This window comes from Eubacterium sp. F2, from assembly GCF_046244355.1.
Taxonomy (GTDB): domain Bacteria; phylum Bacillota; class Clostridia; order Peptostreptococcales; family Anaerovoracaceae; genus Aminicella.
Map to the genome: position 1 here is coordinate 666,028 of NZ_CP176393.1, position 11,820 is coordinate 677,847.

Genomic DNA, 11,820 nt, shown 5'->3' on the forward strand with positions numbered 1-11,820 from the left:
CGCCCTAGCCGAATCGGCCGTTTTGTGATCATCGCGTGAAGATTTTTGCGGCGGTTCGTCGAAATGGCCTTTTTTGAAGAAAGCGCAGAACCGAATATATATTCGCTGGACGGTTAATTCGCAGAATTCACAGCCGGCTGGTCTTTTCAGAAGCAAAAGAGCCCGCTGGCAGGCCGGTTTATGTATACAGTATGCCGCAACGTCGATAAATGCGGCGGTAATGGTCAGTTTTCAGTACATCAGGCCCCTTGCCGGGTGGATTTTGTCTGACAAATCAGCAAAGGCGAAAGCACGGTTCTGCGTTTACTAAAATAATCGCGATTTCAACGAACCAAAAAAATACAATCATAAATACAATGAATAAACATTTTGATTCCAGTATTAATATGAATATATTCGTGGGAGCCAGGCGAAAAACTGCCCAACTGTCGGTATCCGGCCGAGATCCGGGACCGAGAATCCGAACTTTCGTATTCAGTATACATCAAGCCGCGCCCATCACATATTCATCCTAAATCCACCCCCATTCCTGCCAAGTCCTCCTATCTGCTCGTGACCCACGCCTCGCTCTTCCAACGACGCCAGCCTTCCGGCAATCCGGTATCTCAGCGATCCTGCAGTCCTGCAATCCGGCACACAGCATACAGTATACTTGTTTCCCTTCACGTCTGCTCCTTCACATCTGCCCCTTCACGTCCACCCTTTCACATCCGCCAGCACATATAAAAAACCGGACCCCGCAAGGCCTCAGGCCTCACAAGATCCGGTTTCTTCTGGTTCATTGGTTTTGTTGGAACTACTGGATATGCCGATGATCGTGAGCATACAGCACAGCAGCGATGAACCGCCCTGCTGCACCCTGAGTCGACATATGCATCTACTGCAGATTCAGCCTGCGGTCGAGCATGTACCAGGTCACGGCGTAGAAAATCGCCGCCATCACCAGCGTTACCGCGAGAGTGCCCCACAGAATGCCGTGTACTGCACTGACTGTATCTGCATTCATGGCATTGGTCAGGCTGCTGCTGAACGGGAGAACATTCGCGATGATCGACTCCAGAATGCTGACCGCAATGTACATCAGCAGCGCACCGACCACCGGATGCGCCGACCACTCATGGCCGACCGTGATGGACATGAAGACTTTCAGGACAAAAGAAATCCCACCGGCAATCGCAAGGAGGATAACCTGCCATGCGAATTTGCTAAACTCCGGGGAAAAATCCTGATGGGATTGGAAAATCTGGACAATGCCCTGATGAATCGACGTGTATCCGACCGCCGGTACGGTCAGGAAAATGATCGACAGGATCGCAAGGACGCCCGCCAGAACCATCCAGATCAGCGCGTTAATGGTCTTGGACGCAAGCTGCTGGCCCGTGCTGACCGGAAGGCTGAAACGCAGGTAGCCTTCCGTGCCGAGCAGGGATTTATAAAAGCCCGTATATAGTATCATGACCAGGGTGACGATGCAGACGGCGGCGACCAGGATAACGTATAAAACGGAGCTGATGCTCGTCATGATCATCGATCCGCCGCCCATGCTGTTCGGCATGGTCTGATTGTTGATTATCGGTCTGAGGGAAACTCCCAGAAGAACCGCCGCGCCGAGAAGTGCGCCATACAGCGGCAGCAGGACACGGCTTGTTGACTTGATATCATATTTTAAAAGTTTGCCTAACATCTAAATACCTCCCTGAATACATGATCCACGCTCTTTCCGGTTTCTTCCCTGAGATCATCCGCCTGCCGGTGCAAGACGATCTGACCGTTTTTCAGGAAGACAACGTCGTCCAGGACGGGTTCCACGTCTGCGATCAGATGTGTGGAAATGACAACCAGCGCTTTTTCGCTGTAGTTGTTGATGATCGTGCGCAAAATGTAATCGCGCGCTGCCGGATCGACGCCCGCAATCGGCTCATCCAGAAAATACACCGCTGCGTCGCGGCTCATCGTCAGGATCAGCTGCAGCTTCTCCCGGGTGCCCTTGGACATTTCCTTCATTTTCTGCTTACGGTTCAGATTCAGGCTGTTCACCATGTCCAGCGCCTTGCTGCGATTGAAATCTTTATAGAAATCCTGGTACATATCAATCAGCTGGTCCGTCGACATGTACGCCGGCAGAAAATCCTTGTCCGGAAGGTAGGCGACATGCGCTTTCGTTACCTTTCCCGGCTTCAGCCCGCCGACCAGGATTTCACCATCCGTCGGCTTCAGCAGGCCCGTCGCCAGCTTGATCAGTGTTGTTTTGCCGCTTCCGTTCGGCCCGAGCAGTCCGACAATCTGCCCGGCATTCAGCTTCAGATCGATGTGATCCAATGCCGTTATTCCCTTATAGGACTTTGTCAGCCCTCTGCATTCAATTACAGATGCCATAGTGATTACTCCTCCTCATTTCCTCTCCAGTTCTGAACCGCTTCGATAATTTCCCGGCGGCTCAGGCCGATTTCTGTCAGCTCCCTGAAAAAACGTTCGATGCACGCGGAGCTGAGTCGTTTACGCAGATTCTCGAGAACCTGCTGTTCGCCCGTCACGAACCTTCCATTCGTCCTTTCCGTATGCACAAGGCCTTCATTCTCAAGCTCGGCCAGTGCCCTCTGCATCGTGTTCGGGTTGACTCCCGCTTCCACGGCAAGATCCCTCACTGACGGAATTTTCTCCTCCAATTTATATTCACCGGAAGCGATCCTCCGTTCAAATACCTGTACAATCTGCCGGTACATCGGAATTCCGTCTTTAAATTCCCATGCCATGCACACGCCCCCTTTCTGCTGCAGCAAAATGTAATTCTGCTGCTTTCTGATAATGTTTTTCAAGCTGCAGTAGTTACGCTGTCTGCCAAATGCTGAAACAATGCTCAATCTGAAACCATTTCTGTCATCTTCTCTTCTGCTGATTTCGATTCCCGTTTCCTGATTCTGATTTCCGGTGCTGACACTGGATTCCCCTCAAAATCCCGGTTTTCTTACTCGCATATGTGCTGGCATTGCAATCCGCTTCCTTACAGATTAAAGCCTCAATTCTTTCAGCCTCACCACTGTATCACTGTACTACTGTCTTGGTACAGTCATTATATTAATGCATTAATACAGTGATGTCAAGAGGGCGATGAAATTATTTTTTAAGCCGGAACGGGGGCGAAGACCGGCAGGAGGCCGGAAGGACCAGGGAAGCGCGAGAAAGCGACAGAAACAGAGCGGAAAAGGCCGCAGGCGTAGACATGCCGCGGCATAACCGGCAATGTGGGCGAAGCCGCGAAACTGTGCGCGCAGGTATACTGTATACATATTCAAATATTATTCATGACGTATTGTATAAATTCAAACACTTTTATCCTGTAAGCAGTCGGAATTTGCTTATAAAATGCTGGATTCCCGAAATCAATTGTGCGCTATTCGGGAATCTCTTCCTGACAGACCTTTTCCCGAACTTTCAAAGCCAGAACCTTCGGGAAAAGGCTTTATAATGACAATCTCCCGAACTTCTGCGGTCAGAAGTTCGGGAGATTGTCAGACACGGGGATTTTTACAGAATACCGCATAAAACGGCCTTAATTATTATACTGTATGCCCGCATAAGCATTCATTTACAGTGATTTATATGCGTACTGCATTTCTCCAAGCACAATATGATCTGCATCCGTCTCGGGAAAACCACCTGAAATCCATTTTTCCCGAGCCTCCGTGAAAAGAACTCGGGAAATAGTAAATAACAGCGGATTTCCCGAACTTAACGCATTAGCAGCCTTACGCCGCCGGCTCTCCGCACCTTGCTTTTCTTCCGCGCTCAATTATGCCGCGGCAGCCGGCAGACCTGCGCAGGTGTATTATTTACTGCGGATTTACGCCGCGGCTGTTGGTTGCAGCTGTCCTCTTTCGTCTTGTTTCTGCTGATTTCACCTTATCTCGCGTCACCGGCTTTTCCGCTGCGGTCCAAAACCACCAGCAGAACTGACACAGCGCCAGAAAGGACCTGCGCGCCGCAATAGCTCCACCAGACCCCGCTCAGACCGGCGAGTCTCGGCAGGAACAAAGCGAGAATCAGCAGGAATACCGGCTCCGCGTAAACGAGCAGATAGGACTTGATGTTTTCGCTGGTCGCATAGAACACGGCGGAAGTCACGCGGACAATGGCAACAAACAGAAAGCCGATACAGAAGATCGGCGTCACGGCGGAGGCCATGCGGTTGACCGCCGCGGAGGAGCCGAACATGTAGCCGATGTCATTGCGGATCAGCAGGAACGCGAGAATGCAGAGAGCCGCGAGGATGCCTGCAGTCGTGTAAGCTTTTTCCTTCAGCCGGCGCATCGTCTTCCCGTCACCCGAACCGAAGGCCTTACTGATCAGCGGCTGACTGCCATCGCCGACGCCCTGCAGGACGAGGTAGACGATGGCTGTCGCGTAGGCAACACAGGCATAGACAGCGACGGCAGATTCGCCCCCATAAAGCATGGAAATCCGGTTCATAATAATCAGGGACAAAATCGGCGAAAAGGTCAGCCCGAACGGCGCGATTCCAGTAGTAAGAATTCTTCCGACCGCCGGAAGCACCCGGCACTCCGGGATTCCGAACAGCGGTGACCGGTGTTTAATCAGATAATAGAAGCCGGCGGCGGCAGTCACCCCCTCGCCCAGGATTGTTGCCAGACCGGCGCCGAACACGCCCCAGTCCAGTACCCAGACCATCAGATAGTCCAGAAAAATATTGGTCCCGAATCCGCTGAGCATTGCGCCCATCGCAAAGCCGGCGCCGCCGTAGTTGCGGATCATCGGCACGAGGCCGGTTCCGAAAATCTGCAGAACCGATCCGAACACAATTACACGGAGGTATGATCCCCCCATCGGAATCATGTCCCCCCGCGCACCCAGAAGGGAAAGCAGGGGCCGCATGAAAATCATCAGCAGGACCGTGGAAAGCACACTCGTCAGCAGAAGCATCCAGGACATACATTCCACGTGCGACCTTGCCTGCTTTTCATTTTTTGACGCATGAAAAATCATGTAATGCACGGCGCCGCCCATGCCGATGCCGGTGCCCAGCGCCTGCACGAATGCCTCCACCGGATAGGCGATATTAATGGTCGAAAGCCCGAGATCTCCGACGCTGTGGCCGACAAAAAAACCGTCCACAATGGAATACACCCCCGCCAGCGCCATCGACAGCACAGACGGGATTACAAATTTCAAATACTTTCTATAATTCATTCTTTCACCGCTAACCAGAAACCCTAGTAATAGAAATACTGCCTCGTGAGAGTGCGGCCGCTGCATAACAAAACCGGCCGTCCAGTCTCATCACTTCCGCTTCCCCGCACTGCCGGCGCCTCCCGGAAGACCAGCGGAGCGGCGGCCGTAAATAACAGAAAATCCCGTGACAGACGGCAGAAAGCCGTCCATCGCAGGAACATTCACCTTTATTTCATCTTAACAGATTTCCAGATGATCCGTCAAATTCTCCCCTAGTCCGGATGGTGTCAAGAGGTAGTGGGAGTTTTTGTTGACAGATCTCCAAGCTTTTTCTGCGAGCTGTACGCAGCCTATGCCTGGAACGCCTCCCGGCTCCCTTCGCGCATGCTCACGCTTCCGACTCCGCCGGCCCTCTCCGGGCCGTCGATCGTCTGGCAGCGAGGCGCTCAGAAGTCCATGCATAGGCTGCGTTACAGGCTCACGCTCAATCAGCTTAGCAGGTCTCTTGCCACTCCACAGCTCTTGATCAGCATCTGGGTTCCGGAAGCTCCATCCATGACAAAAGGCTCTCCTTCAAAATACTCCAGTCATGCAATTCCTCTTTCGCCTGTTGAATGACATGATCCGCATATTCAGCGTATTTCTCCCGAAGAACGTTCTCAGCTTTCTCCTTATGCAAATCCTCTGCTTTCAGTTCGCCGCCATTGATCAGGTACACTCTGATATCGCTCAGCCTCCCAAGCCCTTCATCGCTCCATCCCTGCGGCTCACGGCTAAACCGTTTCGACAGAATATGACTGACCAGTCCTTCTGTGCAGCTTCCCGGCATATCTTTCTTGAACCGGTTCACGATTGGCTTCCAGTTTCCGTTCAGATAGACGCCGAATCGGTTGACTTTTTCTGTCAGCCTCTTGTCTTCCTTCGCGTCATCCAGCAGTTCCTGTATGCATCGATCGGCTCTGCTTCGATCATTTTTTTGCACGGCGTCCATGATCACCGTTTTCACTCTTCTCTTTGGAAAACTGCCTGCCAGTGACCGCAGGGCCTTCTGGAAATGAAACCCATCCATAACGTGAACAACATTGCCAAAATCGTCCAGTCCGTTCCTGATCCAGTTTCCGCCGTCTCCGTGAAGCACGATCTTCTCCAGCACATCCATGTCATATTTCTTTTCGATGAACCCTTCTACGGTCTTCCACAAACGTCTGGTATTGAAATTCTCATCGACAAAGCTCACAGGCTCTACAGTCGCATTCCGATGGGTACCGATCGGTCGTATTCCTTCTGTTACGGTCACCAGCGGAACAATCCTGCTCCGCTTTCCCGGCTTCTTGCCTGCTTTCTGCATATGCACGTGGTCCTCATCAGCAAAAACATGGAGCACACTGACCTTTCGTTTCGCCTTCGGCACTGCGGCCTCTGGAACATTCACTTTCATGATGCAGTTCCTCACTGTCTGTCTGCTCAGTTCGCCTCCCGTCACGATATCAGAACTCTTCGCATAGGATACGTAGGCTGCATGCTCGGCCAGCCACTTCCCTATAACCCGGTCGACGCGTTCATACTTTGGTAGGCCGAGGATCTCATCCAGAAGGAATCGATGCTTCCCGCTGTTCTTGTCATAGTAATAGCTCCGATCGATTCCGATCGCGCCGAATTCTGTGTAGATCGTCCGCTTCCTGTCTCTGGCTTTGATCGTGAATCCGAGCTGTTTTCTGCCGGCTTTGTCATTTCTCAGTTCCTGATCGAGCCCCTCCGCAGCTGCACGGATGAACCTGGCGGTCGTTTCCTTGCAGTATCTCATGAGCTTCGCGCTGGTCTCTTCCCATTTCATTCCTTCGTGAGGTTTTAATGTTTCCAGAATATTTTCCAGGAATTCCGTTGCGATTTCATGTATAATAGATGCCATAGGGATCTCCTTTCGAGTGCATAGATGTAATTGTTTCACTATTATCTTAGCACTTGGAGATCCCTTTTTCAGTTTCTAAAACCCCACTAATACTTTACACCCTCCCTAGTCCGCGAGAAGTCAGACCATTACCAGAACTTTACTAATTTATTACTGGCAGAACAGCCCAGAATCGACAAAAACCACACGCCAGAGGAATTTCCCCGCTGCGAGCCGCCCATCTGTCGTGACCCGCCTTTTCTTCAGTAAGGCCTGCCCATTCAGACATGTCCGGTCTTTCTGCACAGCATTTATCCGCGCAGAATCTCCTCTTCAAGCTCCTGCATGGTGTCAACGATCGTCTTTCCTCCCTTTTCAATCAGAAAAGAGCTGTCGCGGAAGCCCCAGGTAACCAGAATATGGCGCATATCCGCGTTGTTGGCCGTTGCCAGGTCGACCTCCGAATCGCCGATGTACACGGCATTTTCACGGTCAATGCCCAGCTCGCGCAGAACCGCGTTCACCGTGTCCGGCGCCGGCTTCCTGCGGATTCCTTCCTTTTCACGCTCCCCGACAGCAATCGAGAAACAGTCCGGGAAATACTGCTTAATCAGCGTCTGCACGGCAAAATCACCTTTGTTGGAGACGACGGCGGTCTTGCAGCCATGCTCATGCAGATGATCCATCAGCTGAAAAATCCCGTCGTACGGGCGCGTGTTGATGGAGCAGTGATCCGCGTAATAACTGCAGAACAGATTGAAAGCCTTCTCCTCAACATCCGCGGCCGTCCCATCGGGAACCGAATGATGAATCAGATACTTCATTCCGTTCCCGAGGAACTCGCGGACCGCCATCCTTCCCAGTTCTGGCAGTCCGCACTGCCGCATCGCGTAATTCACCGCATTCGTTAAATCATCAAGCGTATTTAAAATCGTTCCATCTAAATCAAAAATTGCCAGCTGACAGCTCATTGTTCGCCTTTCTTTTACACCCAAACATTATTAATACACAAAACCTGACATTGGGCACCGTCCCTGTGTCCCGGATACGCACATCAGAGGATTTCCTGCAGCAGAGAAACTCGTCACTGCCTCAGCAGCGGGCAGCTTTTCCCTGCATCTTTCAAAACAAGCAGACAGCAGAACATGCCTGCTTTCACAATGGAAATCATAACACATTCTGCTGCTGAATCATATCTGTTCTGTATACGAAACTAAATTACATAAAACCACGCATCACTCGGAGAGAGCGTTTTGGCGTCTTCCTTGTCCGGTGCCGTTTTCTTTTCTTCTTTGTCGCCGCTGTCGATGGTGACCAGCTCCTCGGTTTTGACGTAAACGCGGGTGTGCGGTGCGACGGACTGGGTGACGAAAGAGTTTCCGCCGATGATAGAGCCCTCGCCGACTACGGTGTCGCCGCCAAGAATGGACGCGCCGGAGTACAGGGTGACGTTGTCCTCGATCGTCGGATGGCGCTTGGTTCCGTGGAGTTTGTGGCCTGCACGGGTGGACAGTGCGCCGATGGTTACGCCCTGGTAAACCTTGACGTGATTTCCGATGATGGATGTGGAACCGACAACAATTCCCGTTGCGTGGTCGATAAAGAAATACTTTCCAATCGTAGCGCCCGGGTGAATGTCTACGCCGGTCTCGCGGTGCGCATACTCGGTGATCATGCGTGGCAGCAGAGGCACATTCAGCAGGAAGAGCTCATGAGCGATACGGTATGCCGTAGTCGCAAAGAGTCCGGGATAAGCAAGAATGATCTCATCCTTATTGTTTGCGGCCGGGTCGCCGTCGTAGGTTGCCTGCAGGTCGGTATCCAGGTATTCCCTGATTTTCGGAATCTGGCGGAAGAATTCCAGACAGATCTGCTGTGCGGCTCTCTTGCGGACAGCCTTGGACGCATCCTTGAAATGCTCGTCGTACAGAAGGGCAACCTCAATCTGCTTGCGGAGATGATACATGACATCATCGATCAGCACCTCAACCTTGCTGCTCATGCTTCTGGTTCTGTAGGTCCCGTCGTTATAGTATGCCGGGTACAGGATGACCATCAGCTTCTGGAAGATGTCAATGACCACATCCTGGTTCGGCTGCTCGTAAACGTTCATATGGTCGATGTCGCGGCCTTTTTCATAGTCCTGAACGACCAGCTTCACGATATCATTCATTTCCTGGTCCAGATCCGCCTCGTCGATTTCTCCTTCACAGTATTTACAGAGGTCGCCGAGGTCGTACTTTTCCATTGCCTTACGTGCCCTTTCCCTGATATCGCTGTTTTCTCTCTTATCCTTATCTGCCATTACTTTTTCTCCTGTAGATGCGCCGCTGCACGGCGATCGTTACTATTGAACAACAAACATACTCATCAGTCTGTTTATACACATTTCTGTGAAAAAATACACAATTTTTCTTTCAGATTCCGATTCAGCGGACAAAAGGCACCCGGCCGGCGGGGATGCCGGAGGGGCGCTTTCTGACTCATCGGCCTCTTGGCGGGCGGATTTTGTCCCTAGTTATTGCCGGTTGAGACGCCGGTCCTGGCGATGATCTCTGAGCTGATGGCCTGACACTCTGCGGACGGGACGTAATTGCTCTGTCCGAAAGCCTTGGCGTGGAGCCATGCAGCGTTGGCGTAGAGGGTGGTCGGAACGGCGTACCAGACGCCGCTGAGGATGCCGCCGTAGTAACTCTTCGGCCAGGCAACGCTCTTCTGCATGTCATAGCCCGGCGCACGGAGAATCGCGGTCATCATGCCGGCGCGGCTCATGTTGGTGCGGATTTCCGGAAGAACGTTTTTCGACATCTTCTGAAGACCGATCGGGGAAAGCATGGCTTCCTTGATGACGGCCGCGACGATCGTCTTATAGCGTCTTGCGCGTCCGGTGTCGCCGCCGGAGGTCTTGCGGATTCTGCAGTAGGTTGCGGCCTGCACGCCGTCGAGACGCTGCCGGCCGGCATGAGTGATTCGGGTATAATGTCCGCCGACATTTTCTGCCGTTTCATTGCCGTAATGATTGAGGTCATGCAGTTCGTTCTGACGGACGTTTACGGTCACTCCTCCGAGGGCGTTTACCGTATCGGCAACGGCCTTCCAGTCGAAGATGACGTATTCCTGGATATTCAGATCCAGACTGCGGTTCAGAGCCGCACAGGTGCCCACGCCGCCGCCGTAAGCATGCGCATGAGTGATCTTATCCAGGGTCAGGCTGCCGTTCGGCAGAGCCAGTTTCAGATAGGAGTCACGCATGACGGAAATCAGACGGATACGGCCGTCAATTTTATGGATGCTCAGCACGATAATCGCGTCGGTGCGGCTTCCGTCGTAGCCCTCGCCCTTTCTGGCATCGGAACCGAGAATCGCGATATTCCGGTATCCACTCAGGCTCTCTGCGGCGGTTGTGCTGATTCCCCAGCTGGCATTGCTGGTGTCCTGCCGCTCAAAGTTTCCGGTCATGCTCCAGATGAACACGGTCATGAGGACGGCAAAGATCAGCAGCAGGATGAAAATTCTTTTGATGACAGTGCCGGCGCGCACTCTTCTGCGAGGCCTCTTTCTTCTGCCTCCGTCTGAACCGGATGAGCCATAAGAACCGCCTGAGCCATAGGAATCATATGCTCTGAAAGAATCCCCGGAGTCATAAGAATCATAGGGATCGTAAGAGTCCCCGGAATAACGGCTGCTGCGCGGAGCGGAAAAATCATCCTCATATCCGCCGTAAGTTTCTCCATATGAACCTTCTGCGAAAGATGCAGACGGACCGGAACAGAATTCATCGGGAGTTCCTTCTGACCGCGCAGAAAACCCCCTGCGCCGCTCTTCTGCGGCAGAAGACCGGGTGCGTCCGTGCGCACCATCCGAAAACAGATCTTCCTCCCATTTCTCAAAACCTGATTTCGGCTGACTCTTTCTGCTCTGTGAACGCAGATATTCCTGCTCCGCCTTCCAGCCTCGTTTCTGGCTGCGGTTCAGATGTGCTCCCGAAGGGGTGCGGCGGCGGGCATCCCGCCTGCGCGCCTTCCGTTCGTACTTCTCCGCCTGTTTTGCATATTCCGGATCCTCATACTCGCGGATGAGTTCCGGACTGTATCGTTCGTTTTGTAAGTCGGCCGTGTCATAACGGCGGCTCCTTCTGTTTTTTCTGTTCATAAGAGTAATTTTACCACTCTGAAAACCGCCGTTCAAACCTGCCGGGGGATATCCACGCAGCCTTCACGGAAATTCCACGCAGCAGTCAGGATCATTAATTCCTGCTTAAGCTTCTCTTAAGTTTCAGTTAAATTCAGGCCTGGCTTCCGCCGGAAACGGTCAGCCGGGAACTGCCGGATGAGCTTCCGTCCCCTGTTTATCTCTTGTGTTCTCTTTCCAGATCGGCAAAAAACTGCTCGTAATAGTCGTCTTCTCCGTCGAGCATCGGGGAATTCTCACCGCCGCCGTTGACCGAGCGCTTCATCTGCGCGTACATGGCCTCTCCGGCAGTCAGAACGTCCATTTCATAAAGCTCATAGCCCAGACTCCTTGCATATGCGCAGAAGGCGCTGAGCGGTTCCTTGTCCTTTCTGCTTTCCATCAGTTTCTGATATACTTCAGGATCTTTCAGCGCCTGCGCGCGGAGATCCGCTAACATTGTTCCTACGTCCATAATTTCTCCCTTCTGTCCGGAACGGCATTCCTGCCCGGCTGATTTTCCAGGCTGCGCCATTTCCTTCCCATTGTCTGCCTACTATTGTATACCAAACCAT

General features: G+C 52.4%; 9 protein-coding genes. All 9 read right to left on the reverse strand.

Annotated elements, in window-relative coordinates; all coding sequences use genetic code 11:
* Positions 1–877 precede the first annotated feature (877 nt).
* Positions 878–1,684: a hypothetical protein gene (locus tag ACI77B_RS02690; protein WP_409337248.1), complete on the reverse strand. Its 807-nt coding sequence runs from the start codon at positions 1,682–1,684 to the stop codon at positions 878–880.
* A complete protein-coding gene (locus ACI77B_RS02695) occupies positions 1,678–2,376 on the reverse strand; it encodes an ABC transporter ATP-binding protein (protein WP_409337249.1) in 699 nt (232 codons plus the stop codon). Before ACI77B_RS02695 ends, ACI77B_RS02690 begins: the two co-directional genes overlap by 7 nt.
* A gap of 5 nt (positions 2,377–2,381) precedes the next feature.
* A complete protein-coding gene (locus tag ACI77B_RS02700; protein ID WP_409337250.1) occupies positions 2,382–2,753 on the reverse strand; it encodes a GntR family transcriptional regulator in 372 nt (123 codons plus the stop codon).
* 1,147 nt (positions 2,754–3,900) lie between these two features.
* Positions 3,901–5,187 carry an MATE family efflux transporter gene (locus tag ACI77B_RS02705; protein ID WP_409337251.1) on the reverse strand — a complete coding sequence of 429 codons (1,287 nt, stop codon included), beginning with the start codon at positions 5,185–5,187 and terminating at the stop codon, positions 3,901–3,903.
* Positions 5,188–5,713: 526 nt separating this feature from the next.
* Entirely contained in the window at positions 5,714–7,096 is a 1,383-nt protein-coding gene (locus ACI77B_RS02710; RefSeq protein WP_409337252.1) for an ISLre2 family transposase, read from the reverse strand.
* Between the two features lie 290 nt (positions 7,097–7,386).
* Positions 7,387–8,046: an HAD family hydrolase gene (locus tag ACI77B_RS02715; protein WP_409337253.1), complete on the reverse strand. Its 660-nt coding sequence runs from the start codon at positions 8,044–8,046 to the stop codon at positions 7,387–7,389.
* A gap of 242 nt (positions 8,047–8,288) precedes the next feature.
* Positions 8,289–9,380, reverse strand: a complete 1,092-nt coding sequence (locus ACI77B_RS02720) for a serine O-acetyltransferase (RefSeq protein ID WP_409337254.1) — start codon at positions 9,378–9,380, stop codon at positions 8,289–8,291.
* Between the two features lie 209 nt (positions 9,381–9,589).
* Entirely contained in the window at positions 9,590–11,227 is a 1,638-nt protein-coding gene (locus ACI77B_RS02725; RefSeq protein ID WP_409337255.1) for an LCP family protein, read from the reverse strand.
* Between the two features lie 196 nt (positions 11,228–11,423).
* Positions 11,424–11,720, reverse strand: coding sequence for a hypothetical protein (locus tag ACI77B_RS02730; RefSeq protein ID WP_409337256.1), 297 nt, complete (start codon positions 11,718–11,720; stop codon positions 11,424–11,426).
* Positions 11,721–11,820: the final 100 nt, after the last annotated feature.

Bases quoted from the DNA above. Each gene is read 5' to 3' on its own strand.
- ACI77B_RS02690 (WP_409337248.1), bottom strand. From the start codon at position 1,684: ATGTTAGGCAAACTTTTAAAATATGATATCAAGTCAACAAGCCGTGTC.
- ACI77B_RS02695 (WP_409337249.1), bottom strand. From the start codon at position 2,376: ATGGCATCTGTAATTGAATGCAGAGGGCTGACAAAGTCCTATAAGGGA.
- ACI77B_RS02700 (WP_409337250.1), bottom strand. From the start codon at position 2,753: ATGGCATGGGAATTTAAAGACGGAATTCCGATGTACCGGCAGATTGTA.
- ACI77B_RS02710 (WP_409337252.1), bottom strand. From the start codon at position 7,096: ATGGCATCTATTATACATGAAATCGCAACGGAATTCCTGGAAAATATT.
- ACI77B_RS02715 (WP_409337253.1), bottom strand. From the start codon at position 8,046: ATGAGCTGTCAGCTGGCAATTTTTGATTTAGATGGAACGATTTTAAAT.
- ACI77B_RS02720 (WP_409337254.1), bottom strand. From the start codon at position 9,380: ATGGCAGATAAGGATAAGAGAGAAAACAGCGATATCAGGGAAAGGGCA.
- ACI77B_RS02725 (WP_409337255.1), bottom strand. From the start codon at position 11,227: ATGAACAGAAAAAACAGAAGGAGCCGCCGTTATGACACGGCCGACTTA.
- ACI77B_RS02730 (WP_409337256.1), bottom strand. From the start codon at position 11,720: ATGGACGTAGGAACAATGTTAGCGGATCTCCGCGCGCAGGCGCTGAAA.